19 protein-coding genes and 1 tRNA gene are annotated in these 24,793 nt (G+C 70.3%); 15 read left to right on the top strand and 5 right to left on the bottom strand.

Annotation, left to right across the window (positions count from 1 at the left end; translation table 11 throughout):
- Positions 1-20 precede the first annotated feature (20 nt).
- The 7 genes from B2J89_RS08145 to B2J89_RS08115 all read left to right on the top strand — a co-directional run bounded on the left by B2J89_RS08145 (position 21) and on the right by B2J89_RS08115 (position 10,969).
- Entirely contained in the window at positions 21-6,104 is a 6,084-nt protein-coding gene (locus tag B2J89_RS08145) for an Hpt domain-containing protein (protein ID WP_169168645.1), read from the top strand.
- Positions 6,105-6,192: 88 nt separating this feature from the next.
- On the top strand, positions 6,193-6,792 hold the full coding sequence (locus B2J89_RS08140) for a YqgE/AlgH family protein (protein WP_169168644.1): 600 nt from the start codon (positions 6,193-6,195) through the stop codon (positions 6,790-6,792).
- Entirely contained in the window at positions 6,789-7,208 is a 420-nt protein-coding gene (gene ruvX, locus B2J89_RS08135) for a Holliday junction resolvase RuvX (protein ID WP_169168643.1), read from the top strand. The genes B2J89_RS08140 and ruvX overlap by 4 nt, the downstream gene beginning before the upstream one ends.
- Positions 7,205-7,735, top strand: a complete 531-nt coding sequence (gene pyrR / locus B2J89_RS08130) for a bifunctional pyr operon transcriptional regulator/uracil phosphoribosyltransferase PyrR (RefSeq protein ID WP_169168642.1) — start codon at positions 7,205-7,207, stop codon at positions 7,733-7,735. Before ruvX ends, pyrR begins: the two co-directional genes overlap by 4 nt.
- Before the next feature lie 3 nt (positions 7,736-7,738).
- Positions 7,739-8,701, top strand: coding sequence for an aspartate carbamoyltransferase catalytic subunit (locus B2J89_RS08125; RefSeq protein WP_169168641.1), 963 nt, complete (start codon positions 7,739-7,741; stop codon positions 8,699-8,701).
- 201 nt (positions 8,702-8,902) lie between these two features.
- Complete coding sequence (locus B2J89_RS08120) at positions 8,903-10,198, top strand: dihydroorotase (RefSeq protein ID WP_169168640.1); 1,296 nt, start codon at positions 8,903-8,905, stop codon at positions 10,196-10,198.
- Between the two features lie 33 nt (positions 10,199-10,231).
- A complete protein-coding gene (locus B2J89_RS08115) occupies positions 10,232-10,969 on the top strand; it encodes a 1-acyl-sn-glycerol-3-phosphate acyltransferase (protein ID WP_169168639.1) in 738 nt (245 codons plus the stop codon).
- A 39-nt stretch (positions 10,970-11,008) separates the two neighbouring features.
- Here B2J89_RS08115 and B2J89_RS08110 read toward each other — a convergent pair whose 3' ends face one another.
- From B2J89_RS08110 to B2J89_RS08100, 3 genes are read right to left on the bottom strand one after another with little or no spacing between them, the layout of a single operon-like run.
- Positions 11,009-11,863, bottom strand: coding sequence for an ABC transporter permease (locus B2J89_RS08110; RefSeq protein WP_169168638.1), 855 nt, complete (start codon positions 11,861-11,863; stop codon positions 11,009-11,011).
- A 21-nt stretch (positions 11,864-11,884) separates the two neighbouring features.
- Entirely contained in the window at positions 11,885-12,706 is an 822-nt protein-coding gene (locus B2J89_RS08105) for an ABC transporter ATP-binding protein (RefSeq protein WP_169168637.1), read from the bottom strand.
- On the bottom strand, positions 12,703-13,716 hold the full coding sequence (locus tag B2J89_RS08100; RefSeq protein WP_169168636.1) for an ABC transporter substrate-binding protein: 1,014 nt from the start codon (positions 13,714-13,716) through the stop codon (positions 12,703-12,705). The genes B2J89_RS08105 and B2J89_RS08100 overlap by 4 nt, the downstream gene beginning before the upstream one ends.
- A gap of 178 nt (positions 13,717-13,894) precedes the next feature.
- Here B2J89_RS08100 and B2J89_RS08095 point away from each other — a divergent pair, with 178 nt between their 5' ends.
- Both B2J89_RS08095 and B2J89_RS08090 read left to right on the top strand, forming a co-directional pair.
- Positions 13,895-14,569: a response regulator transcription factor gene (locus tag B2J89_RS08095; protein WP_169168635.1), complete on the top strand. Its 675-nt coding sequence runs from the start codon at positions 13,895-13,897 to the stop codon at positions 14,567-14,569.
- On the top strand, positions 14,562-16,010 hold the full coding sequence (locus B2J89_RS08090) for a sensor histidine kinase (protein WP_169168634.1): 1,449 nt from the start codon (positions 14,562-14,564) through the stop codon (positions 16,008-16,010). Before B2J89_RS08095 ends, B2J89_RS08090 begins: the two co-directional genes overlap by 8 nt.
- A gap of 3 nt (positions 16,011-16,013) precedes the next feature.
- Here B2J89_RS08090 and B2J89_RS08085 read toward each other — a convergent pair whose 3' ends face one another.
- Positions 16,014-17,081 (bottom strand): ABC transporter ATP-binding protein, encoded by a 1,068-nt coding sequence (locus B2J89_RS08085; protein WP_169168633.1) that lies wholly within the window; start codon positions 17,079-17,081, stop codon positions 16,014-16,016.
- A gap of 160 nt (positions 17,082-17,241) precedes the next feature.
- Here B2J89_RS08085 and B2J89_RS08080 point away from each other — a divergent pair, with 160 nt between their 5' ends.
- The 6 genes from B2J89_RS08080 to B2J89_RS08055 all read left to right on the top strand — a co-directional run bounded on the left by B2J89_RS08080 (position 17,242) and on the right by B2J89_RS08055 (position 24,583).
- The gene (locus B2J89_RS08080; protein WP_169168661.1) at positions 17,242-18,921 is read left to right on the top strand and encodes an iron ABC transporter permease; all 1,680 of its coding nucleotides are present in this window, start codon (positions 17,242-17,244) and stop codon (positions 18,919-18,921) included.
- A 41-nt stretch (positions 18,922-18,962) separates the two neighbouring features.
- Complete coding sequence (arsC, locus tag B2J89_RS08075; protein ID WP_169168632.1) at positions 18,963-19,325, top strand: arsenate reductase (glutaredoxin); 363 nt, start codon at positions 18,963-18,965, stop codon at positions 19,323-19,325.
- A 152-nt stretch (positions 19,326-19,477) separates the two neighbouring features.
- Positions 19,478-20,974, top strand: coding sequence for a DegQ family serine endoprotease (locus B2J89_RS08070; RefSeq protein ID WP_169168631.1), 1,497 nt, complete (start codon positions 19,478-19,480; stop codon positions 20,972-20,974).
- A gap of 200 nt (positions 20,975-21,174) precedes the next feature.
- Complete coding sequence (locus B2J89_RS08065; protein ID WP_169168630.1) at positions 21,175-21,834, top strand: response regulator transcription factor; 660 nt, start codon at positions 21,175-21,177, stop codon at positions 21,832-21,834.
- On the top strand, positions 21,831-23,189 hold the full coding sequence (locus B2J89_RS08060; protein WP_169168629.1) for an ATP-binding protein: 1,359 nt from the start codon (positions 21,831-21,833) through the stop codon (positions 23,187-23,189). The genes B2J89_RS08065 and B2J89_RS08060 overlap by 4 nt, the downstream gene beginning before the upstream one ends.
- A complete protein-coding gene (locus B2J89_RS08055; RefSeq protein ID WP_169168628.1) occupies positions 23,186-24,583 on the top strand; it encodes a phospholipase D-like domain-containing protein in 1,398 nt (465 codons plus the stop codon). Before B2J89_RS08060 ends, B2J89_RS08055 begins: the two co-directional genes overlap by 4 nt.
- Positions 24,584-24,703: 120 nt before the next feature.
- Here B2J89_RS08055 and B2J89_RS08050 read toward each other — a convergent pair.
- Positions 24,704-24,778: transfer RNA gene (locus B2J89_RS08050), tRNA-Arg, on the bottom strand.
- Between the last annotated feature and the right edge of the window lie 15 nt (positions 24,779-24,793).

Here is a 24,793-nt window from a genome sequence, read left to right as displayed (position 1 = left end):
GTGCCGTCGGGAATGAATCCATGTCCTCCATTGATGCTGTAAACGCCGCCCTGACCGAGGGGGCCCAGGACGAGCAGGACCTCGGGCCGCTCGCGTGGGTCCTGGACGAATTGCGCAAATCGCTTGACGGTGCCGTCAAGGCCCTGCGCCGTTTCGTGCACGATGCCGAACTGGCACGGGGCTCGGACCTCGCCGCGCTGGATGCGTCTGCCCTGCGCATCGCGCGCCAGCAGCTGCACCAGGCCTGCGGGGCGCTCGAAATGGTAGGCATGGCGTCTCCGGCCTTGGTGCTGCGGGCCATGGAAACAGCGGTGCAGCGCTTTGTGCAACGCCCCGAAATGTGCACCGACGACGCCGCAGGGGCCCTTGAACGCGCCAGTTTCGCGCTCAGCGAGTACCTCGAAAGCGTGCTGGCCGGCAAATTCGTCTCCGCGGTGACCCTGTTTCCCCAGTACCGCGATGTGCAGGCGCTGGCCGGCGCGGACCGCGTGCACCCGGCCGACCTGTGGCCTGCCGAGCGCCGTTTCCGTGAGCCGCAGAGCGATGCCTCGGCCGCTCCCGTGGCGTACGGGGTGCAGGCTCGCGCGCGCCTGGACCAGGCGGTTCTGCGCATGGTGAAAGAAGGCGATTTCGATGCGGCACGCGACCTGCGCGATGCATGCCAGGGCTTTGTCGCGGGGCAGAACGACCCGCAGGCGCGCGCCTTCTGGAAGATCGGCGCCGGTTTTTTCGAGGCCTTCAGTCTGGGCCTCTTGGCGCCCGATGTATACGTCAAGCGCGTGGCATCGCGCATCCTGATGCAGTACGCCACGCTGGCCAAGGGCGACCCGGACATCTCTGATCGGTTGGTGCAGGACCTGCTGTTTTTCTGCGCCCAGGCGCGCCCCACAGCGCCAGACCAGGCGCCGGCACTCGGCGCCGTGCGCGCGGCTTTTGCGCTGGATCGATTTGCGCCGGTGGACTACGAAGCCCGGCGTTTCGGCCGGTTCGATCCGGCCGTGTTGGCACAGGCCCGCAAGCGTATCGCTGCGGCCGCCGAGACCTGGTCCGCCTTGGCCGGCGGCGATCGCAACAAGCTCAAGCCGGCGGTCGATCAATTCAGCCTGGTGTGCGACTCGCTGCGCAAGCTCGATCGCAACAGCAAAAGCCTGGCGCAGGCTTTGACCCAGGCGGTGGGCCTGAGCGCGCAGTCTGGCGAACCGCCGCCGGCGGCGTTGGCCATGGAGGTGGCCACCGCGGTGCTGTACCTGCAGGCCGTGCTGGAAGACCTCGATACGTCCGACGAACAGATGGCGGACCGGGCGCAGCGGCTGGCGGAGCGCCTGGACAGCGTATGCGGCGGTGCCGAGCCCGAGCCGCTGGAACTGTGGATGGAAGAGCTGTACCGCCGTGTCAGCGACCACCAGACCATGGGCAGTGTGGTCGATGAGCTGCGTGCGACGCTGGGCGAGGCCGAAAGGGCGATGGACCAGTTCTTCCGCAATCCGCAGGATGCCGCCCCTTTGACGGTCGTTCCGGGCCATATGGCCCAGATGCGCGGCGTGCTCTCGGTGCTGGGGCTGGACCAGGCCTCGCTGGCGGTGGTGCGCATGCGCGACACCGTGGAGCGTCTGCTCATCAACGAGCCCAGCGAGGAGGCACAGCGCAGCCAGACGTTTGAAAAACTGGGCAACAGCCTGGGCGCCCTGGGCTTTCTGATCGACATGCTCAGCTACCAGCGCGCGCTGGCGCGCAAGCTGTTCGTCTATGACGAAGAGCTGGGCGAATTGCGCGCCCTCATGGGCCGCACCCGTTTGCATGCGACCGAGGGCAGCGGCATTGCACCGCAGCCGTTGCCAGAGCGCGTGCCTGTCCCCTTGCCAGAGGTTGCGACATCGGTGCCGGCCCCGCCGGTTACCCCGGAAGCCGTGGACTTTGACTGGATCTTGCCGTCCGATGCCCCGACGGAGTCCGGCATGGACGCGGGTGCGCTGGCCGAGCACGAACCGCTCGCAGTGCTTGCGCAGGAGGACCCACAGCACGGCCAGGGCGTTGACTCCGCCCCGGTGCTCGGCGCGGCTGCAGTGTCCAACACCGTGCCAGACACGGAGGACGATCTGCAGGAGGTCTTCCTGGAAGAGGTGCGCGAGGTGGTGGCAACCGGTTTTGCCGCCATCGAGGCCCTGCGGCAAGAGCCCGCTCAACTCTCCGAGCAGACGAGTTTGCGCCGCGCCTTCCACACGCTCAAGGGCAGCTCGCGCATGGTCGGGCTGCAGGAGTTCGGCGAAGCAGCGTGGTCGCTCGAGCAGTTGCTCAACGCCTGGCTGGCCGAGCAAAAGCCCATGCAGCCGCCTCTGCTAGACCTGGCAGCGCGTGCACTGCACGGCTTCAGCCGGTGGGCCGATGACATCGCGGCCGGCGATGCCGGTGCCTGGCAGGCGGCGCCGTTCGGCCATGCGGCCGATGGTCTGCGGCTGGAGGGCGCGGAGTTGCCCCTGGTGTTGCCCGGCGACGAGGTGGGCGATGGGCTTGTGGCATTTGCGCTAGAGGTGCCAGAGTGGAGTGCTGGCGCTGCCGAAACTGCCGCACCGCCTTTTGCCGAAGCGCCCTCCCGCGCCATGGATTTCTCCCAGACTGAACCCGAAGACGTTGCCGGCATGGACGCGTTCGACGGACCCGCCGATGACGAGATGGTGCCGGCGCTGGAGTTCCCGCCGCTTCCCGTGTCCGTGGAAGAGGCCGAGACGGCATCTGAACTGCCCATGCGGCCTGCCGAGGCGGAGGAGATCGACTTTGCCACGTTCTCCGCAGCCTTGGAGGACACGGCGCAGCCCCCAGTGTCTGATGTCGATTTCCCCCCGAACACGGTGCCGTGGGCAGACGACGAGCACGCTGCCGCACCGACCACCGCGCAGACCGACGAACCAGCAGAGCTGGAAGCGCTCGCGTCTCCCGAGGCGCCGCCGCAAGGCTTCGACTCCCTGTCGGATGTGGAATTCGGGTTGGAGCCTTCGCCTGACGGCCTGGCCGCCAACGACAGCTCCGTCGCACACGCAGCGCAGCGCCCGTTCCTGCATGTCGTGGGCGACGGTGCCGAGCGCCTGGTGCAAGAAGCCAGCGATGAGGCAGTGAAGGTCATTGGTTCGCTGCGCATCGGCATACCGCTGTACAACGTCTACCTGAACGAGGCCGACGAATGGTCGCGCCGCTTGGTGACAGCGCTGCAAGAGTGGTCGCTGGAACTGGACCGACCCTTGCCCGATGTGGCCGTGGCGTTGGCGCATTCGATGGCCGGCAGCTCGGCCACCGTCGGTTTCACGGCGCTGTCGGATACCGCGCGGCTGCTTGAGCATGCGTTGGCCCATGTGCAACTGCAGCCCCAGGGCCTGCCTGAGCATGCGGCGGTGTTCACGGCAGCGGCCGACGAGATCCGCCGCCTGCTGCACCAGTTTGCGGCCGGCTTCCTCAAGGAAACCCAGGCACAGGTCCTGCATGATTTGCGCCAGATTCTCGCCACCGAGGTGGCGCATACGCTGTCGCCGCCCCTGGACGACAGCTCGAGCGCATCGGAAGCGGATCTCACTGCCTGGGTGGACGGGCGGGACGATGGCCAAATCGTGCCTGCAGAGGCCCAGGCCCCGGCGCCCGTCGTGCAGACCGGCCATGTCGCTCCGCCCCTGTCGATCGTTCCCCCTGCGCCGAGCGCCGAGCCGGGGCAGCAAGGCGATCAAGCGCTTGCCCGTGCGGTGTCTTTGGGCACCGACATTGACGACGACATTGATGCGGTCGACCTCATCGACCCCGACCTGTTCCCCATTTTCGAGGAAGAAGCGACCGAACTGCTGCCCCATCTGGGCATGGCCTTGCGCCAGTGGACGGCCCGGCCCGACCACCAGGGTGCACGCAGCGAAGTGCTGCGCGCCCTGCACACCCTCAAGGGCAGCTCGCGCTTGGCCGGGGCCATGCGCTTGGGCGAAATGTCGCACCGCCTCGAATCGGCCATTGAGCAGCTCGGCGCGGACACCGTGCGCGCCGAGCAGATCGAGCCCCTGCTGGGCAGCTTCGACGGCCTGCAGGCCAGCTTTGACGCACTGCGCGCGATCAGCGCCCAGGCGTCTGCCGACGCCGAGGCAGCGATCGCACCGACAGCGGCAGCGGGTGAGCCGTCGCCAGCGCCCGAGGCAGCCCGGGTACTGGCACGCCCTCAAGGGCCGCTGGCGCTGGCGCCCTCGCGCGCCGCAGCCCACCAGTCGGTGCGCGTGCGCGCGCAGCTGCTCGACCGCCTGGTCAACCAGGCGGGTGAGGTCATGATCTCGCGCTCGCGGCTGGAAGCGCGCCTGGGCCAGCTCAAGGGTTCCATGGCGGACCTGTCGGGCAACCTCGACCGCCTGCGCCAGCAACTGCGCGATATCGAAGTGCAGTCCGAATCGCAGATGCAGTCCCGGCTGGCCCTGTCCAAGGATTCCGCTGCCGGTTTCGACCCCCTGGAGTTCGACCGTTTCACGCGCGTGCAAGAGCTCACGCGCATGATGGCCGAGTCGGTGAACGACGTGGCCACGGTGCAGCGCAACCTCCAGCGCGCCCTCGAAGGGACGGAGGACGAGCTGGTTGCGCAGGGCCGCCAGGCGCGCGAGCTGCAGCGCGATCTTTTGCGCACGCGCATGGTCGAGTTCGAGGGCATCTCGGAGCGCCTGTATGCCGTGGTGCGCCAGTCGTCCAAGGAAGCGGGCAAGCAAGTGAAGCTGGACATCACGGGCGGTTCGATTGAAATGGACCGCGGCGTGCTCGACCGCATGACGCCCGCCTTCGAACACCTGCTGCGCAACTGTGTCGCCCATGGCCTGGAGTCGCCCGAACAGCGGCTGGCGGCCGGCAAGAGCGCGGTCGGGACCATCACAGTCGATTTGCGCCACGAGGGCAACGACGTGTCCGTGGAATTCCGCGACGACGGCGCAGGACTGGACCTGGAGCGTATCCGCGCGAAGGCGCTCGCACAGGGGCTGATCGTGCCGGGCGATGCCGTGGGCGACGCGGAGGCGGCCAGCCTGATCTTCATGCCCGGCTTCACCACGGCCGCCGAGGTGACCGGGCTTTCGGGCCGCGGCATTGGCATGGACGTGGTGCGTTCGGAAATCAACGCCTTGGGCGGCCGCATCGAGACCCGCACGCAAAAAGGGCAGGGTGCCGCGTTCCGCATGGTGCTGCCCCTGACCACCGCAGTGACCCAGGTCGTGATGCTGCGCGCCGACCACCTGACGGTGGGCGTGCCGGCCAACGTCGTGGAAATCGTGCGCCGCGTGGCGGGGCCCGAGCTCGACGCGGCCTACCGCACGGGCTTTTTCGAGGTGGCCGGCGAACGCTTGCCGTTCTACTGGGCCGGCGCGTTGCTTCAGGCCTCGCAGCGCAGCAGCGAACCAGGGGGCAAGACCCGTCCGGTGGTGGTGTTTCGCAGTGCCTCGCAGCGCATGGCCCTGCACGTCGACGAAGTGCTGGGCAACCAGGAAGTGGTGGTGAAGAACCTGGGGCCCCAGCTGTCGCGTTTGCCGGGCCTGGCAGGCATGTCGGTGCTGGCGTCCGGGGCCGTGGTCCTGATCTACAACCCGGTGGCGCTCTCCACCGTCTATGGCGAGCAGGTGCGCGCCGCGGGCAGCGTGGCCCCCGAAAGGGCAGAGCTTGCAGTCACCGACATGCCGGCCGACAAACCGCCTGTGTTGCCCGCGCTGCCTGCCGCAGGCCAGGTGCCTCTGGTGCTGGTGGTGGACGACTCCATCACCGTGCGGCGCGTCACCCAGCGCCTGCTGCAGCGCGAAGGCTACCGCGTGGCGCTGGCGGCCGATGGCCTGCAGGCCCTCGAGCGCCTGCAGGCAGAGCGCCCCGCCGTGGTGCTCTCGGACATCGAAATGCCGCGCATGGACGGCTTCGACCTGGCGCGCAACATCCGTGCGGACGAGGCGACACGCGACCTGCCCATCATCATGATCACCTCGCGCATTGCCCAGAAGCACCGCGAGCATGCCCTGGAGCTGGGCGTCAACCACTACCTGGGCAAGCCGTATTCGGACGAGGAGCTGCTGAGCCTCGTGCAGCACTACGCCCGACTGGCGACCGCCCAGGCAGAGGCCTGATCCGGGCCCGGCACGCCCCTGGGTGCGTGCCGGGTCCGGGCGCCGGCGCTCGCCGAAGGGGCGGCGGGTTCGCCGCTAAAATTGGCCCATGCCAGCCAATAGCGCGTCCATGAACCTGACGCACCACTTCCTGATCGCCATGCCGGGCCTGGAGGATTCCTCCTTCGCGCGCAGCGTCGTGTACCTGTGCGAGCACAGCGACCGCGGCGCGCTGGGCCTGATCATCAACAAGCCCACCGACATCAACCTCAAAAACCTGTTCGACAAGGTCGACCTGACTCTGGGGCGCAGCGACCTGTTGGAGGCGCCGGTGTTCCTCGGCGGCCCGGTGCAGACCGAGCGCGGCTTCGTGCTGCACGACCCGATGCGCGGCGAGGCCCAGACGGACGAGGAATCCGCCTATGCCTCCACGATGCACATCCCGGGCGGGCTGGACATGACCACGTCCAAGGACGTGCTCGAAGCCCTGTCCACGGGCGCCGGTCCGCGCCGCGTGCTGGTCACGCTGGGTTACGCCGCGTGGGGCGAGGGCCAACTCGAATCGGAGCTGGCCGAAAACAGCTGGCTGACCGTGGCGGCCGACCTGGCCGTGATTTTTGACACCCCGGTGGCCCAGCGCTACGACAGCGCCCTGAGCCTGCTCGGCCTGCAGGCCTGGCGCCTGTCGCCCGGCGCGGGGCACGCATGAGCGCCGCGGCGGCGCCCGCGGCGGTCCCAGGGCAATACCAGACCTTTCTCGCCTTCGATTTCGGCCTCAAGCGCACCGGCGTGGCGGTGGGCAACCGCCTGCTGGGCACGGCCAGCCCGCAGGCCACGATCCGCGCCGAGGGCGATGCGCGCTTTGCCCAGGTGGCCGAACGCATCGCCGAGTGGCAGCCCGACGCGCTCGTCATCGGCGTGCCCTTTCACCCCGATGGCGCGGCCCACGAGAACACGGCGCGTGCGCTCAAATTCGGCCGCCAGCTGCGCGGGCGCTTCGGCCTGCAGGTGTTCGAGGTCGACGAGCGCTACAGCACCACCGAAGCCCTGGCGGGCGGCGCACGCGACGCCGACGCGGCCTCGGCCTGCATCATTCTGGAACAGTTTTTGAGGAATCTTTCATGACCGCACAACCTCCTGCCAGTCCTCCCCGCAGCGGCAGCTTGGTGCTGGACGCCGAGGCCCTGTATGGCGAACTGCTGCGCGGCGTGCGCAGCCTGCGCGCGGCCGAGACGCGCCTAGCCGGCATCGCCTCGGGCGGCGCCTGGCTGGCCGAGCGCCTGCAAAAAGACCTGGGCCTCGACGGCGCGGCCGGCGTGCTGTCCTCGGCCATGCACCGCGACGACTTTGCCCAGCGCGGCCTGGCCGCCAGCGCCCAGACCAGCCTGCCGTTCGACGTGAACGGCGCCGACATTCTGGTGCTCGACGATGTGCTCTACACCGGCCGCACGGTGCGCGCCGTGCTCAACGAGCTCTACGACTACGGCCGCCCGGCGCGCGTGCGCCTGGCCGTGCTGGTGGACCGCGGCGGGCGCGAGCTGCCCGTGCAGGCCGATTTCGCCGCGGCGCGCGTGGCCCTCCCCGCGAGCCAGTCGCTGGCGCTGGCGCGCACCGACGCCGGCGCCTTCCATTTCCAAGTCCAAGAGGCCTGAGCCGTGCTGCACCAGCGCAACCCCCAACTCAACCGCCACGGCGAGCTGATCCACCTGCTGTCCATCGAGGGCCTGCCGCGCGACATCGTCACGCACATCCTCGACACCGCCGCCAACTTCGTCAGCGTCAACGACCGCGAGGTCAAGAAGGTGCCGCTCCTGCGCGGCAAGAGCGTTTTCAACCTGTTCTTCGAGAACAGCACGCGCACGCGCACCACGTTCGAGATCGCGGCCAAGCGGCTGTCGGCCGACGTGCTCAACCTCGACATCGCGCGCAGTTCGGCGAGCAAGGGCGAGTCGCTGCTCGATACCATCGCCAACCTCTCGGCGATGGCGGCCGACCTGTTCGTGGTGCGCCACAGCGAGTCGGGCGCGCCGTACCTGATCGCCCAGCATGTGGCGCCGCATGTGCACGTGATCAACGCGGGCGACGGTCGCCATGCCCACCCCACGCAAGGGCTGCTGGACATGTACACCATCCGCCACTACAAGAAGGACTTCAGCAACCTCACGGTGGCCATCGTCGGCGACGTGCTGCACTCGCGCGTGGCGCGCTCGGACATCCACGGCCTGACGACGCTGGGCTGCGCCGAAGTGCGCGTGGTCGGCCCGCGCACGCTGGTGCCGTCCGACATGGCGCAAATGGGCGTGCGCGTCTGCCACACGCTCGAGGAAGGCATCCGCGACGCCGACGTCGTCATCACGCTGCGCCTGCAGAACGAGCGCATGAGCGGCGCGCTGCTGCCGTCGAGCCAGGAGTATTTCAAGAGCTTCGGCCTCACGCCCGAGCGCCTGCAGCTGGCCAAGCCCGACGCCATCGTCATGCACCCCGGCCCGATCAACCGCGGCGTCGAGATCGACTCCGCCGTGGTCGACGGCCCGCAGAGCGTGATCCTGCCGCAGGTCACCTTCGGCATCGCGGTGCGCATGGCCGTGATGTCGATCGTCGCCGGAAATGAGGCATGACCCCCCCTGCGTCGCTTTGCGCCTTCCCCCAGGGGGGACGCCACCGGTGGCCCGGCAAAGCCGGTTCCACGGTGGCGCTGGCCTGGCGTCTGCTGCGGCGCAGGCCGCGTCTGGCATGGCTGCAAGCGATGGATTTACTCTGTTTTTCATAGCTGCTTGCGCTTGCTGCATAAGCGCTAGAGGCCCATTTGGCACCAAACCATGAAGATACTGATCCAGAACGGCCGTGTGATCGACCCGGCCAGCGGCTTCGACCAGACCTGCGACATCGCACTGGCAGCGGGCCGCATCGTCGCCATCGGCCGCGTGGCCCCGGACTTTGCGCCTTTCCGCACCATCGACGCCACGGGCTGCCTCGTGCTGCCCGGCTTGGTCGACCTGGCCGCGCGCCTGCGCGAGCCCGGCCATGAGCACGAGGGCATGCTCGAGTCCGAGATGGCGGCGGCCGTGGCCGGCGGCGTGACCAGCTTGGTCTGCCCGCCCGACACCGACCCGGTGCTCGACGAGCCCGGCCTGGTCGAGATGCTCAAGTTCCGTGCCGAGAAGCTGCACCAGGCGCGCCTGTTCCCGCTTGGCGCGCTCACGCGCGGTCTGGCCGGCGAGGTGCTGACCGAGATGGCCGAGCTGACCGAGTCGGGCTGCGTCGGCTTTGGCCAGGCCGAGGTGCCGCTCTCGAGCACCCAGGTGCTGCAGCGCGCGCTGCAGTACGCCGCCACCTTTGGCTACACCGTGTGGCTGCGCCCGCAGGAGCTGCACCTGGGCCGTGGCGTGGCCGCGAGCGGCGCGCTGGCCACGCGCCTGGGCCTATCGGGCGTGCCCGTCGCGGCCGAAACGATTGCGCTGCACACCATTTTCGAGCTGCTCAAGACCACCGGCGCGCGCGTGCACCTGTGCCGCCTCAGCAGCGCCGCCGGCGTCGAGCTGGTGCGCCGCGCCAAGGCCGACGGCCTGCAGGTGACGTGCGACATCAGCATCAACACGCTGCACCTGACCGAGAACGACATCGGCTTCTTCGACAGCCGCGCACGCCTGTCGCCGCCGCTGCGCCAGCAGCGCGACCGCGACGCGCTGCGCGCGGCGCTGCTCGACGGCACCGTGGACGCGCTGGTGTCCGACCACACGCCGGTCGACGAAGACGCCAAGACCCTGCCGTTTGCCGAGGCCGAGCCCGGCGCGACCGGGCTCGAGCTGCTGCTCTCGTTGGCGCTCAAGTGGTCGCAGGACAGCGGCGTGCCGCTGGCGCGCGCGCTGGCCGTGGTGACGAGCGCGCCGGCGCAGGTGCTGGGCAGCGCTTTGGGCACGCTGCAGGCCAGCGTCGGCCGGCTGGTCGAAGGCGGCGTGGGCGACGTCTGCATCGTCGACCCGCGCGCGGCCTGGACGGTGCAGGACGCGGCGCTGCGCAGCCAGGGCAAGCACACGCCGTTCACCGGCTACGAGCTGCCCGGCCGCGTGCGCCATACGCTGGTGGCGGGCCGGGTGGCGTTTGAGCGCGGCTGAGCGCCGCGGCGCACTCGGCGCCCGGGGCCGCGCATGAGGCAGCTGTGCGCCTGCTGGCGCCTGCTGCGCGTGCTCGGCCACATCGGCATCGGGCTGTGGACCGTGGCGCTGCGCTTTCCACGGCTGTCGCCCGACCAGCAGGGCGTGCATGTGCAAGCCTGGTCGATGGCGCTGCTGGGCCACCTGGGCATTGCGCTGCAGGTGCGCGGCCAGCCGCCGCTCGCCGGCCCCGTGCTGCTGGTGGCCAACCACCTCTCCTGGCTCGACATCACGGTCATGCACGCGGCGCGCCACTGCCGCTTTGTCTCGAAATCCGACGTCCAGGGCTGGCCGCTGATCGGCGCGTTGGCCACGGCCGCGGGCACGCTCTACCTCGAACGCGGCACGCGGCGCGACGCAATGCGCGTGGTGCACCAGATGGCCGACGCGCTGCGCGCCCGCGAGGTGCTGGCCGTGTTCCCCGAGGGCACGACGGGCGACGGCCGCAGCCTGCTGCCCTTCCATGCCAACCTGCTGCAGGCCGCGGTGTCGGCCGACGCGCCCGTGCTGCCGGTGGGCCTGCGCTTCGTCGACCGTGCCTCGGGCGCCGTCAGCCATGCGCCCAGCTATGCGGGCGACGAGACGCTGTTGGGCTCGATCTGGCGCACCGCATGTGCGCCGCCCCTCATGGCGGTCGTGCACTACGGTACGCCGCAGCACGCGCAGGGGCGGGACCGGCGCGCGTGGAGCGCACACCTGCAGCGCATGGTGGACGGACTGCGCCAAGGCTGAATCCGGTGAGTGCGGGCTCAGAGCCGTGGGCACGGAGGCTCAAAACGCCGCCGGCCGCCATTTCAGCAAGCGTTTTTCGATCTGGCTGAGCAGGTAGTCTGCCGCCAGCGCCACCACCGCCAGCACGATCATGGCGGCAAACACGCCGCTGGCATTGAAGGCGCCTTGCGCGGTGGCGATCAGCAGGCCGATGCCTTGCTTGGCCCCCAGGAATTCGCCGACCACCGCGCCCACCAGGGCAAAGCCGAAGCTCACGTGCAGGCTGGCCAGAATCCACGACATGGCCGATGGAATCACCACCGACGTTGTGACCTGGCGCGGCGAGGCGCCGAGGATGCGCGCGTTCGCGATCAGGTATTTGTCGGCCTCGCGCACGCCCTGGAAGGCGTTGCCGAAGACGACGAAGAACACCATCACCACGGCCAGCGCCACTTTGGACGCCATGCCCAGCCCGAGCGCGATCACGAACACCGAGCCCAGCACCACGCGCGGGATCGAGTTGGCGATCTGGATGTAGAGGCTGAACACGTCCGACAGCAGCTTGTTGCGGCCCAGCAGGATGCCGCAAACGATGCCGCCGATGCCGCCGATCAGGAAGCCGATCACGGTTTCCTCCAGCGTCACCGCCACCTGCACCCACAGCGGGCCTTGCGAGGTGCCGTCGCGCGTCCATTCGACGATCTGCGCCCAGATCAGCGAGGGCTGGGAGTAGAAGAACGGGTCTATCCACTTGCGGGCGGCAGCCAGTTCCCAGCCGCCGAGCACCAGCACCAGCACCAGCACGCGCAGGCCGATGATCATGTGGCGGTAGCGGCGCATGCCGGCTTGCGCCGCGGCGGACTCGCGCGCCAGCGCTTCGTCGCTCAGGGAGGTGGGCAGGGCAAGATCGGTCATGGAAGGCTCCGGTGGCGGGCTTTACTGGATCACGACCTCTTCGCGCAAATCGTCCCAGATCTGCCGGGACAGCGCGATGAACCGCGGGTCGTAGCGCACCTCGGACATGGCACGCGGGCGCGGCAGGTGGATGTCGTAGACGCGCTTGAGCCGGCCCGGGCGCGCCGACAGCACGAACACGCGGTCGGCCAGCGCGATCGCCTCGTCGATGTCGTGCGTGACGAACACCACCGAGCCACCGGTGCCCGACCACAGCTTGAGCAGCTCGTCCTGCATCAGCGTGCGGGTCTGCATGTCGAGCGCCGAGAAGGGTTCGTCCATCAGCAAGATCTCGGGCTGGTTGATGAAGGTCTGCGCCAGCGCCACGCGCTTGCGCATGCCGCCCGAGAGCTGGTGCGGGTAGTGCTGGGCAAACTTGGACAGGCCCACGCGCTGCAGCCACTGCTGTGTGAGCGCCATGGTTTCTTTGTGGGATTTGCCCCGAAACTGCGGGCCGGCGGCGACGTTGTTTTCGACGCTGCGCCACGGGAATACGGCGTCGGCCTGGAACACAAAGCCAATGCGCGGGTCGATGCCGGTGACCGGCTGGCCCATCACCCGCACCTCGCCCACGGTGGGGCGCAGCAGGCCGGTGACCATGTTCAGCGTGGTCGACTTGCCGCAGCCCGTCGGGCCGACGATGGCCACGAACTCGCCGCGTGCCACCGACATGCTGAAGTTGCGCAGCGCCACCGTGGCATTGCCGTCCTGCGAGATGAAGCGCAGCGACACATCGTGGAAGTCGATGGCCGATGCCGCGGCCACGCTGGCGGCCGCCGTGTCTGCGGGCAGATCGTTTTTCATGGCTGCCGGGCTGTCAGGTAGGCGTTGGTGTAGGTCTTGGACAGGTCGATGTTCTTGCCCTTGACCTGTGGCTTGTAGGTGGCCAGTACCTTGAGCACGGTTTCGGGGCCGCCGACGGGCATCTTCGCGTCGGAGGTGAACATGGGCAACGAGGCTTTCAGCGCCTGCACATACAGCTCCTTGTCGCTGCCGTAATAGTCGCGCGGCACCAGCTCGGTGATCTGCTCGGCCGTGTGGCTGTGGATGTAGGCCATGGTGCGAGCGAAGGCGCGGGCCAGCTTGCCGGCCTGCTCCGGGTGGGACGCGGCCCATGCGTTTTGCACGTAGAGGCTGGCGGCCGGGTACAGCCCGCCAATCGCCGCGTTCGTGCCCTGCTCGGTGCGCAGGTCCACCAGCACCTTGGCGTCGCCGCTCTTGAGCAGCTGCGACACCGTCGGCTCGGTCGTCATGCCGCCCTGGATGCGGTCTTGCTTGATGGCGGCGATGAAGGTGTTGCCGGCGCCCACTGGCAGCAGCGAATAGTCCTTCGAGGCCACACCCTGGCGCGCGGCCAGGTAGCGCGTCAGAAATTCGGTCGACGAGCCCAGGCCGGTCACCCCGAGCGTCTTGCCCTTGGCATCGGCCATTGACTTGAACGTGGGGGCCGCCTTGGTCGACACCATCTCGACCTCGCCCGGCACCTTGCAGAACACGGCGATGGCCTCGATCTCCTTGCCCTTGCTCTGCAGGTCGATGGTGTGGTCGTAAAAGCCCACCACGCCCTGCACGGCGCCGGCGATCAGCTGGTTCTCGGCGTCGACGCCAGCCGGCTGCGATTGCAGCTCCACCGCCAGTCCCTCGTCCTTGAAATAGCCCAGCGCCTCGGTCAGCTTGGCCGGCAGGTAGATGATCTTGTTGATGCCACCCACCATGATGATGAGGGGCGCATCGGCCGCCTGCGCCCACGGCGTGGCCGCGGCAAGGGCGGTGCAGAGGGCGGCGGCCAGCAGGGTACGGCGTGAGGTGGTCATGGTGACTCCTGGGGTGCGAGAGACAACCTGCGCGCAGCGGCCGCAGGACGAATCCAGTCTAGAAAGCCGTACCCTTCGGCCAGCTTTCGCTGCACTGCGGCATTTGCTGGGGTTAACCCTGATTCCAAGACGCTGGATGGCACCGGCTCCTAGAATCGGTCGCCGCCCCGCCCATGCCATGAAGCTCCTGCTCATTGAAGACAACCTGCAGCTCGCCCACTGGCTGGCCAGCCTGCTGCGCGAGCAGGCCTTCGTGGTCGACCATGTAGCCGAGGGCGACGCCGCCGACCTGTTGCTGCTGCGGGCGCGCTACGACGTGGTGCTGCTCGACCTGAACCTTCCGCAGCTTTCGGGCAAGGCCGTGCTGCGGCGGCTGCGCGAACGCGGCGATGCCGTGCCGGTGATCATCCTGACGGCCAGTGCCTCGCTCGACCAGAAGGTGCTGTGCCTGGAGATCGGCGCCGACGACTACCTGGTCAAGCCCTTTGAAGCGAGCGAGCTGGTGGCGCGCATCAAGGCGCTGGTGCGCCGGCAAATGCCGGGCAAGACCAACGACATCGCCTGCGGCGATCTGCACTACGACCTGCGTACGCGGCAGTTCGCGCTGGCGGGCGTCGAGCTGGCGCTGCCGCCGCGCGAACGCAGCGTGCTCGAGACGCTGGTGCTGCAGGCCGGCAGCACCGTCCCCAAGCAGGTGCTGATCGACAGCATCTTTGGCCTGGACGACGAACCCAGCGCCGATGCGCTCGAGCTCTACATCCACCGCCTGCGCAAGAAGCTCGAGGCCAGCGAGGCCACCATCATCACTCTGCGCGGCGTGGGCTACCTGCTGCGCACCCGCGATGATGGCTGAGCTGTTCGGGCCGCACGTTCGGGCCAGCCTGCGCCTGCGCCTGGCGCTGTGGCTGCTGCTGCCGCTGTCGGTGTTCGTGGCGCTGTGCGGCTATCTGAGCTGGCGCAACGCGGCGGCGGTGGCCGACTATGTGCAAGACCACGACCTTTTGTCTTCCGCCAAGGTGTTGGCCGACCGGCTGATCTGGGAAGACGACAACGTGCAGGCCAGTGTGCCGCCCTCGGCCCTGAGCCTGTTCGTATCGCCCGACCGCGACCGCGTCTTTCTGAGCGTGACCAGCGCCGCGGGCGAGCTGCTGGCGGGCTCGCCGGATTTCCCGCTGCCCGCGCAGCGCCGGCCCGAAGGCGTGGACCATGCGCAGTGGTACGACACGCGCCTGGAGGGCCTGCCTTTGCGCGCGGTCATCACGACGCGCTCGATGTTCGACGTGGCAGGTGCGCGCGAGATCACCATTGCCGTGGGCAAGACCACTGCCAGCCGCGACCACATGCTGCGCCGGCTGTGGTGGCCCACGATGGAGTACTTGCTGGTGGCGCTGCTGCTGGCCATTGCGCTCGCCACCCTGGCCCTGACGCTGGAGCTGCGCTCGCTCGTGCGGCTTGGCCGACAGCTGGCGCAGCGCGACCCGCTGCACCTGGACCTCGTGGTGGACGCAGGCAGCCTGCACACCGAGCTGCGCCCGATCGCCGACACCCTCAACCACTTCGTGCAGCAGCTCAAGGCGCATTCCGAGGCACAGCGGCGCTTCATTGCCGACGCCGCCCACCAGCTGCGCACGCCGCTGGCGCTGCAGGCCTCGCAGATCGAGTACGCGCGCTACATGCGCCAGCACCGGCAGGAATGGGACACCCGGCGCGCGGACATGGATGAGCTGTGGCTGGCCATGCAGACCAGCAACCGCCGGCTGATCGATGTGACCAACAAGCTGCTGCTGCTGGCCCAGGCCGAGCACAGCGATGCCCACACCCAGCTCGAACCGGTCGATCTCGCCGCCGTGGCGCTGCGCGCCGTGGAGCAATTGGCCGCGCTGGCCGATCGCCGGCGCATCGACCTGGGACTGGACCTGGCGGCCGCGCCGGCGCACGCCCTGGTGATGGCACAGACGGCCCTGCTCGATGCGCTTGCGGCCAACCTGCTGGACAACGCGCTGCGTTATACGCAGGAGGGCGGCCGCGTCACCGTGGGGGTGCGCCGTTGGGACGCGCACGACGGTGCGGTCGTCGAGCTGTGGGTGGAGGACAACGGCCCGGGCATTGCGCCCGAGGCGCGCGAGCGCGTATTCGACAGCTTCTACCGCGCTTCGCACGACACCGAGGGCACCGGGCTGGGGCTGGCCATCGTGCAGCAGATCGCGCGCGCCTATGGCGCCAGCGTGGAACTTTCGAGCAACCCGCACGAGATCCATGGCCTGCGGGCCACGGTGCGCTTTGCTGCGGCTTGAGGCTCAGATCTCGCGCGCGAAGGTCACCACGTGGTCCATCTGCGCACGGATGCCGATCCACTCGCCCAGCTCGTGGTCGTGGTGGCTGGGCACATGGGCCAGCATGGTCTGGCCGCTGGCCAGGCGCAGGGTGTAGAGGAATTCGGAGCCGCGAAACGCCTTGCGCAGGATCTGCGCTTTCACTGGCGCGTCGTCGTCGTGCACGATGTCGTCGGCGCGCAGCAGCAGGTCGCATTCGCCGCCGGGGTAGAGCGAGGGCAGGGGGCATTCGGTCAGGTTGGCCAGGTCGCCCAGGGGCGTGTGCACGACCACGCCGCTGTCCTGCTGCTCGAGCGTGGCCGGCGCGAACACGCCGTGGCCGATGAAGTCGGCGACGAAGCGCGTGTCCGGGCGGTGGTAGAGCGTGTAGGCATCGTCCCACTGGTGCAGCATGCCGTGGTGCATGACGCCGATCACGTCGCCGATGGCAAACGCTTCGAGCTGGTCGTGCGTGACGAACAGCGCCGTGGCACCGGCCTCTTTCAGGATGCCGCGCACCTCGTGCGCCAGGCGCTCGCGCAGGTCCACGTCGAGGTTGGAGAAGGGCTCGTCGAGCAGCATCAGTTGCGGGCGCGGCGCCAGGGCCCGCGCCAGCGCCACGCGCTGCTGCTGGCCGCCCGAGAGTTCGTGCGCAAAGCGCCCCTCGCTGCCCTCGAGGCCGACGAGCTGCAGCACCTCGGCCACGCGCGCGGCCTGCTCGGCGCGCGGCAGGGTGTGAATGCCGAAGGCGACGTTGCGGCCCACGCTCAGGTGCGGGAACAGCGCGTAGTCCTGGAACACCATGCCGATGCGCCGCTCCTCGGGCGCCAGGCTGTGCCGCGGGCTGCCCACCAGCTGCTGGCCCAAGTGGATGGTGCCGGCGCTCACGGGCTCGAGCCCGGCCACGGCACGCAGCAGCGTGGTCTTGCCGCAGCCCGAGGGGCCGATCAGCACGCCGATATCGCCGGCGCGCAGGCCCAGCGTGACGCCGCGCACGGCCGGTTGCGCCTGTCCGGCATAGCGCACGTCGAGTTGGTTGACCGCCAAAAACATGCTTGCCATTGTAGGGCGGGGCGAATGCTTAGAATTCGCATTTGCATTGCTGAGCAGCGGGGCGTCCCCCACCGTGCGCTGCGCCAGCGTCTGCGCCAGTCCGATTTCCCACCGAGTCCATCCCTTGCCCCGCTCCACTGCACCCGCGCGCGCCCTTCCCATGATGCTGCTGGCGGGCCTGCTGGCCTTGCCCATCCTCGCGCTGCTGGCGTCCTGGCTGCCCTGGGGCCTGGCCGAGGCCGACAGCGGCGCCATCCTGCGCGAGATGGCCACCACCGTGCTGCCCGGCTACCTGTGGACCACGCTGTGGCTGGGCCTGTGGGTGGCCGTGGGGGCGGCCGTGGTGGGCACGGCGACGGCGGCGGCGGTGACGCTGTTCGAGTTCCCGGGGCGGCGCGTGTTCGAGTGGCTGCTGCTGCTGCCGCTGGCCATGCCGGCCTACGTCACGGCCTATGCCTACACCGACTTTCTGCAGTTCAGCGGCCCGCTGCAGGTCGGCCTGCGCGAGGCCTTCGGGCTCGAGGGGCGCCTGCTGCCCGAGGTGCGCAGCCTCTGGGGCGCGATCTGGGTGTTCACCTTTGCGCTCTACCCCTATGTGTACCTGCTGGCGCGCTCGGCGCTGGGCGAGCGCGCGGCGCACCTGATGGAGGCCGCGCGCCTGCTGGGCGCGCCGCTGTCCCGCCGCATCGCCACCATTGCGCTGCCGCTGGCGCGCCCGGCCGTCGCCGCCGGCGTGGCGCTGGCGCTGATGGAAACCCTGGCCGACTTCGGCGTCACCAGCTACTTCGGCATCCAGACCTTCACCGCCGGCATCCTCAAGGCCTGGCTGTCGCTGGACAACCGCACCGCCGCCGCCCAGCTGTCCACCATGCTGCTGGCGCTGGTGGTGCTGCTGCTGTGGCTGGAGCACCGCGCCGAGCGGCGCATGCGCTTCACCGCCAAGGGCGCGGGCCACGCCGGCGCCACCGAGGCCCAGCCCGTGGCCCTGCGCGGCGCGGCGCGGGCCCTGGCCTGGGGCGTGTGCGCGCTGCCCGTGCTCATGGGCTTCTTCGCGCCGGTGGCCTTCATGCTGCGGCCGCTGGCGTCCGACTGGTCGGTGCTGCCCTGGGACCGTTTCGTCGAATGGGCCTGGAACAGCGTGCGCCTGGGCGGCATCACCGCCGGCCTGGCCGTGGCCGTGGCGCTGGCGCTGGCCTTTGCGGTGCGCCGCCGCCCCGACCTGCCCACGCGCGGCGTGGTGCAACTGGCGAGCCTCGGTTATGCCGTGCCCGGCGCGGTGATCGTCGTCGGGCTGCTGCTGCCCGTGGGCTGGCTGCAGCAGGCCGCGCCGCAGTGGGGCGTGGGCGCGCTCGTCACCACCACGGCGGTGGGCATCGTCTGGGCCTACCTGGTGCGCTTTTGCGCCGTGGCGCTGCAGTCGGTGCAAAGCGGCTATGCGCGCATTCCCGCCAGCCTCGACGATTCGGCCCGCATGCTGGGCGCCGGCAGCGCGCGCCTGATGGCGCAGGTGCACTGGCCGCTGCTCAAGCGCTCCACCGCCGCCGCCGCGCTGCTGGTGTTCGTCGACGTGATGAAGGAGCTGCCCGCCACGATGGTGCTGCGCCCGTTCAACAGCGACACCCTGGCCGTGGTCGCCTACCAGCTCGCGCGCGACGAGCGCCTGGGCGAGGCCGCGCTGCCCTCGCTCGCGCTGGTGGCCGTGGGCCTGCTGCCGGTGCTGCTGCTCAGCCGCACGCTGCGCGCCGCGCCCCCGCCTGCACGCGCCGGCGCCGCCGCAGCGGTGGACGCGGGCAGCGCGCAGGAGGCCGCCGTGGACGAGGCGCGTTCGCTCGTGGCCTGAGCCGGCATTGGATTTTTTGACCTGTTGAGGGGAGCCCGTCCATGGACGACCAGATCACGATCTACCACAACCCGCGCTGCAGCAACTCGCGCGCCGCGCTGGCCCTGCTGCAGGAGCGCGGCCTCGTGCCGCGCATCGTCGACTACCTGAAGACCCCGCTGGACCGCGCCGCCCTGCAGGCCCTGGTGGCGGCCACTGGCGTGCCGCTGCGCGAGCTGCTGCGCAGCAAGGAGGCGGCCTACGCGGCGCTGGGCCTGGGCGATGCCGCCTGCACCGAGGCACAGCTGCTCGACGCCGTGGTGCAGTACCCCGAGCTGCTCAACCGCCCCATCGTCGTGGCGCCGCGCGGCGCGCTGCTGTGCCGCCCGCCCGAGCGCGTGCTGGAGCTGCTGCCCCCGCTGTGATTCGGGGTCTTTTTGGCCCCGGGCGCTGTCTGGGCAAGCGCTGGCTGCTATCACATTGGATGCCAGCACAGCCTGGCAAACGGTCTAAGCCTCGCCTAAGTCTGCCGGTTCAGACTGCCTTCCATTGCTCCTGTTTTGGAAAGGCACACACCATGAACTCCCTGCTTTCTTCTCCCCGCCGCCTGGTGCTGGCCCTGGTCGCCGCCGGCGTGGTGGGCGCTTCGGGCGCGGGCCTGGTCAGCGGCATGCACGCGCACGCCATTGCGGGGCCCGCTGCGCCCGTGGCCGCCGCTGCGGCGCCGGCCCCGATGGCGCTGCCCGACTTTTCGGACATCACCGCGCGCAATGGCCCGGCCGTGGTCAACATCAGCGTCAGCGGCATGACCAAAACCGCACTCGACGGCGGCGAGGGCGCCGGCGCCCAGCGGCGCGGCGTGCCGGGCATGGACCCGAACGACCCGTTCTATGAATTCTTCCGCCGCTTCGGCATGCCCGGCAGCATGCCGAACCAGCGCCCGGTGCCCACGCGCGGCGAAGGCTCGGGCTTTATCCTCAGCCCCGATGGCGTGATCCTGACCAACGCCCACGTGGTCGACGGCGCCACCAATGTCAGCGTCAAGCTCACGGACCGGCGCGAGTTCCAGGCCAAGGTGCTGGGCACCGACCCCCGGACCGATGTGGCCGTGCTCAAGATCGATGCCAAGAACCTGCCCGTGGTCAAGCTGGGCAGCACAAGCGACCTGCGCGTGGGCGAATGGGTGCTGGCGATCGGCTCGCCCTTCGGCTTCGAGAACAGCGTCACGGCTGGCGTCGTCAGCGCCAAGGGCCGCTCGCTGCCCGACGACGGCTTCGTGCCCTTCCTGCAGACCGACGTGGCCGTGAACCCCGGCAACTCGGGTGGCCCGCTGTTCAACGCGCGCGGCGAGGTCGTGGGCATCAACTCGCAGATCTACAGCCGCAGCGGCGGCTACCAGGGCGTGTCGTTCGCGATACCGATCGAGGTCGCAAGCCGCGTCAAGGACCAGATCCTGGCGACCGGCCAGGCCAGCCATGCGCAGCTGGGCGTGTCGGTGCAGGAGGTCAACCAGGCCTTTGCCGACTCGTTCAAGCTCGACAAGCCCGAGGGCGCGCTGGTGGCCAGCGTCGAACCGGGCAGCCCTGCGGCCAAGGCCGGGCTGGAGCCGGGCGACGTGATCCGCCGGCTCGACGGCAAGCCCATCGTGGCCTCGGGCGATCTGCCGGCCCTGATCGGCCAGGCCCTGCCGGGGCAAAAGGTGCAGCTGGACATCTGGCGCCAGGGCCAGGGCAAGCAGCTCACCGCCACGCTGGGTGACGCCGGCGACAAGGGGGCCAAGGCCGAGCGCACCGCGCAGGCCGCGGACCAGGGCAAGCTGGGCCTGGCCCTGCGGCCCCTGGCCACCGAAGAAAAGCGCGAGGCCGGCGTCGACTCCGGACTGCTGATCGAAGACGCGAGCGGCCCCGCCGCCAACGCGGGCGTGCAGGGCGGCGATGTGCTGCTGGCCATCAACGGAACGCCGGCACGCAGCGTGGACCAGGTGCGTGCGGCCGTGGCCAAGGCCGGCAAGACGGTGGCGCTGCTGGTGCTGCGCGACGGCAACAAGATCTTCGTGCCGGTTCGCATCGGCTGAGCGCCCGCAGCGCCGCCGCCCGGGGTCGGAGGCAGGGCAGCACGGTTTCAAGCCAAAACAGGCCGCAGCGCAATGCCAGCCAGCGCGGGCAGCTATGGTTTTTGCCTTCGGTGCGCGCGCTTGGCCCGCAGCACGCTATGCTGGGGTGTGCCCCGCGGCCGCCCGGCCGGCCGGGGCGCAGCACTGGACAAGGTGGGCCCATGCGACTGTTGCTGGTGGAAGACGACGCCATGATCGGCGAGGCCGTGCAGGACCTGCTGCGCGCCGAGCACTACGCCGTGGACTGGGTGCGCGATGGCGACCTGGCCGAGACGGCGCTGCGCACGCAGGCCTATGACCTCGTGCTGCTCGACCTGGGCCTGCCCCGGCGCGACGGCCTGGAGGTACTGCGTTCCCTGCGCGCGCGCAAGAACCGCACGCCGGTGCTCGTGCTCACCGCGCGCGACGCGGTGGCCCAGCGCATCGCCGGGCTCGACGCCGGCGCCGACGACTACGTGCTCAAGCCCTACGACCTCGACGAACTGCTGGCGCGCATCCGTGCGCTGCTGCGCCGCGCCGCCGGCCGCTCCGACACGGCCTACACCTACCAGGGCGTGGCCATCGACCCGGCCACGCGCGAGGCCGCGGTGGACGGCGCCCCGGTGGGGCTGTCGGCGCGCGAGTGGGCCGTGCTCGAAGCGCTGCTGGCGCGCCCGGGCAGCGTGCTCTCGCGCAGCCAGCTCGAAGAAAAGCTCTATGGCTGGGGCGACGAGATCAACAGCAACGCCGTCGAGGTCTACATCCACGGCCTGCGCAAAAAGCTCGGCGCCGCGCTGATCCTGAACGTGCGCGGCGTCGGCTACATGGTGCCCAAGCCATGAGCCTGCCGCTGTCCCACTCGCTGCGCACGCGCCTGCTGGCGTTCCTGCTGGCGGCCATCGCGCTGGCCGCGCTGGCGCAGGTGGCCGTGGCCTACCGCACGGCGCTGGCCGAGGCCGACGAGATCTTCGACTACCACATGCAGCAGATGGCGCTGGCGCTGCGCTCGGGCCTGCCCGCGGGCGGCGGCGCGGGCGGAGCGCCGGCGCACGAGGAAGAGAACACCGAATTCGTCGTCCAGGTCTGGTCCGCCGATGGGCTGCGCGTGTTCGAGTCGGCCGCGCGCGTTGCGCTGCCGCAGCGCGCGGTGCTCGGGTTTTCGAACGTGGCCGCGCACGGCACGACCTACCGCGTTTTTTCGGTGCAGACGCGTGCCCAGGTCATCCAGGTGGCGCAGGACATGGCGGCGCGCCGCGCCATGGCGCGCACGCTGGCGCTGCGCACGGCCGCGCCCATCGCCTTCATGGCGCCGCTGCTGGCGCTGGCCATCTGGTGGGTCGTGAGCCGGTCGCTGGCGCCGGTCGAGCGCGTGCGCCGCCAGGTCGCCAGCCGCCAGGCCGACGACCTCTCGCCCGTCAGCGACGCCGACCTGCCCGACGAGGTGCGGCCCCTGGTGCAGGAGCTGAACCTGCTGTTCTCGCGCGTGCAGCAGGCCTTTGCGGCGCAGCAGCACTTTGTCGCCGACGCCGCGCACGAGCTGCGCTCGCCACTGGCCGCGCTCAAGCTGCAGGTGCAAGGGTTGCAGCGCGCGGGCGACGACGCGGCGCGCGGCGTGGCCGTGGCGCGCCTGGCGGCCGGCATCGACCGCGCGGCCCGCCTGGTCGCGCAGCTGCTGGAGCTCGCGCGCAGCGAGGCCGGCGCCGCACCCGAGTCCGAGCCCGAGCCCGTGGCGCTTGCCGAGGTGGCGCGCCTGGCCCTGGCCGATGCCATGCCCGCGGCCCAGGCGCGCCAGATCGACCTGGGCCTGGGCGCGGCCGATGCCGCCACCGTGCCCGGCCAGCGCGAGACGCTGCGCATCCTGGTGCGCAACCTGCTCGACAACGCCGTCAAGTACACGCCCGCGGGCGGCCGCGTCGACGTGGGCGTCCGTGCCGACGCGGGCGCGGTCGTGCTCACCGTGGAAGACAGCGGCCCCGGTATCGCGCCCGGCGAGCGCGCGCGCGTGCTCGACCGCTTCTACCGCTGCGAAGAGGCCCAGGCCGGCGAGGTCCAGGGCAGTGGCCTCGGCCTCGCCATCGTGCAGGCCATCGCGCAGCGCCACGGCGCCGAACTGGCGCTGGACGCCTCGCCGCGCCTGGGCGGCCTGCGCGCGACCGTGCGCTTTGCCGGGGCCGCGGCCCCGCAGGGCGCGGCATGACGCGGCTGGCGCTGCTGTCGGGCCTGGGCCATGCGGTGCTGGTCGCCGCCAGCCTGCTGCTGTACGTGATGGCCACGCGCATCGGTCAGCAGCGCCGCCACCCTTCCACGGCGCTGGCCTGGGTCGTGGGCCTGGTCGCGTTCCCGTACGTGGCGCTGCCGCTGTTCCTGCTGTTTGGCACGCGCAAGTTCGCCCGCCCTGCGCGCCACCAGCGCGCGCCCGCGCCCGCGGCGGACATGCCCGCCGGCGCGCCGGCCTGGGCCACGCGCCTGCTCTCGGGCATGGAGCTGGCACCGGCCGTGCCCAACGACGCCGTCGCCTTCCACGCCGATGGCGCGGCCTCGCTGCAGGCGCTGATCGGCCTGATCGACTCGGCCGAGCACAGCCTCGATCTGTGCACTTTCCTGTTCGGCAACGACGCGGTGGGCCGCAGCGTCACCGACGCGCTGCTGCGCTGCGCGCGCCGCGGCGTCACCACGCATGTCCTGCTCGACGCCGTGGGCGGCCTGCAGACGCCCGCCCCGGTGCTGCGCCAGTGGGCGGGGGGCGGCGTGCGCGTGCGCCGCTTCATGCCGCTGCTGCACAACCCGCTGCGCGGGCGCACCAACCTGCGCAACCACCGCAAGCTGGCCGTGGCCGATGGCGTGCGCCTGTGGAGCGGCGGCCGCAACCTGGCCAGCGAGTACTTCACCGACCGCCCCGGCCGGCCCGCCTGGACCGACCTGAGCTTCACCGTGCACGGCCCGCTGGCCGCCCAGGCCCTGGCCCAGTTCCGGACCGACTGGCGCGCCGCGCGCGGGCGCCCGCACCGTGCCGCGCGCATCCTGGCGCCGCCGGTCGCGCCCGAGCGGTCCGGAGGCGCGCTGGCGCAGTGGGTGCCCAGCGGCCCCGACCATGCCGACGACACGCTGCACGCGCTGCTGATGTCGGGCGCCTACCAGGCCCAGCAGCGCATCTGGGCCGCCACGCCGTACTTCGTGCCCGACGACGCGCTGCTCGACGCCTGGTGCCTGGCCTGCCGGCGCGGCGTGCAGGTGCGCCTGCTGCTGCCGCGCCGCTCCAACCACCGCCTGGCCGACTGGGCGCGCGAGCGCGCGCTGCGCCAGCTGGTGGCCGCCGGCGGCGAGGTGTGGCTGGCGCCCACCATGCTGCACGCCAAGACCGTGCTGATCGACGGCGAGCTGGCCCTGTGCGGCTCGCTCAACCTCGACGCGCGCAGCCTGTTCCTCAACTACGAGGCCATGGCCGCGTTCTACGGGCTGGGCGAGGTGCAGTGGCTGTCGGACTGGTTCGAGCACCAGCGCGCGCTGGCCCAGCCCTACCGTGCGCGGCCCCCGTCGTGGGCGCGCGACATTTTCGAGGGCGTGGTGCGGGCGGTGGGGTTTCAGCTGTGAGGTCCCGGGGTGGTGCGGCGGGGACTTTGTGAAGGCCCTGCCCCGGGGTTGCTTCTATTTTGATAGCTTATGGCGCTTGTGTACCAAGCGCCGGAGGCCGATTTGACCATGGGTGTCTGGTGGTCCCCTCGACAGGAATCGAACCTGTATCTAGCGCTTAGGAGGCACTCGTTCTATCCATTGAACTACGAGGAGGACGCGCGGTATTGT

Source organism: Acidovorax sp. SRB_24 (genome assembly GCF_012931925.1).
This window is presented reverse-complemented; position numbering and strand designations above follow the sequence as displayed.

What these genes read in the sequence shown, in the direction of transcription:
- B2J89_RS08145 (WP_169168645.1), top strand. Translation starts at nt 21, where the DNA reads ATGTCCTCCATTGATGCTGTAAACGCCGCCCTGACCGAGGGGGCCCAG.
- B2J89_RS08140 (WP_169168644.1), top strand. Translation starts at nt 6,193, where the DNA reads ATGCCAGCCAATAGCGCGTCCATGAACCTGACGCACCACTTCCTGATC.
- ruvX (WP_169168643.1), top strand. Translation starts at nt 6,789, where the DNA reads ATGAGCGCCGCGGCGGCGCCCGCGGCGGTCCCAGGGCAATACCAGACC.
- pyrR (WP_169168642.1), top strand. Translation starts at nt 7,205, where the DNA reads ATGACCGCACAACCTCCTGCCAGTCCTCCCCGCAGCGGCAGCTTGGTG.
- B2J89_RS08120 (WP_169168640.1), top strand. Translation starts at nt 8,903, where the DNA reads ATGAAGATACTGATCCAGAACGGCCGTGTGATCGACCCGGCCAGCGGC.
- B2J89_RS08115 (WP_169168639.1), top strand. Translation starts at nt 10,232, where the DNA reads ATGAGGCAGCTGTGCGCCTGCTGGCGCCTGCTGCGCGTGCTCGGCCAC.
- B2J89_RS08110 (WP_169168638.1), bottom strand. Translation starts at nt 11,863, where the DNA reads ATGACCGATCTTGCCCTGCCCACCTCCCTGAGCGACGAAGCGCTGGCG.
- B2J89_RS08105 (WP_169168637.1), bottom strand. Translation starts at nt 12,706, where the DNA reads ATGAAAAACGATCTGCCCGCAGACACGGCGGCCGCCAGCGTGGCCGCG.
- B2J89_RS08100 (WP_169168636.1), bottom strand. Translation starts at nt 13,716, where the DNA reads ATGACCACCTCACGCCGTACCCTGCTGGCCGCCGCCCTCTGCACCGCC.
- B2J89_RS08095 (WP_169168635.1), top strand. Translation starts at nt 13,895, where the DNA reads ATGAAGCTCCTGCTCATTGAAGACAACCTGCAGCTCGCCCACTGGCTG.
- B2J89_RS08090 (WP_169168634.1), top strand. Translation starts at nt 14,562, where the DNA reads ATGGCTGAGCTGTTCGGGCCGCACGTTCGGGCCAGCCTGCGCCTGCGC.
- B2J89_RS08085 (WP_169168633.1), bottom strand. Translation starts at nt 17,081, where the DNA reads ATGTTTTTGGCGGTCAACCAACTCGACGTGCGCTATGCCGGACAGGCG.
- B2J89_RS08080 (WP_169168661.1), top strand. Translation starts at nt 17,242, where the DNA reads ATGATGCTGCTGGCGGGCCTGCTGGCCTTGCCCATCCTCGCGCTGCTG.
- arsC (WP_169168632.1), top strand. Translation starts at nt 18,963, where the DNA reads ATGGACGACCAGATCACGATCTACCACAACCCGCGCTGCAGCAACTCG.
- B2J89_RS08070 (WP_169168631.1), top strand. Translation starts at nt 19,478, where the DNA reads ATGAACTCCCTGCTTTCTTCTCCCCGCCGCCTGGTGCTGGCCCTGGTC.
- B2J89_RS08065 (WP_169168630.1), top strand. Translation starts at nt 21,175, where the DNA reads ATGCGACTGTTGCTGGTGGAAGACGACGCCATGATCGGCGAGGCCGTG.
- B2J89_RS08060 (WP_169168629.1), top strand. Translation starts at nt 21,831, where the DNA reads ATGAGCCTGCCGCTGTCCCACTCGCTGCGCACGCGCCTGCTGGCGTTC.
- B2J89_RS08055 (WP_169168628.1), top strand. Translation starts at nt 23,186, where the DNA reads ATGACGCGGCTGGCGCTGCTGTCGGGCCTGGGCCATGCGGTGCTGGTC.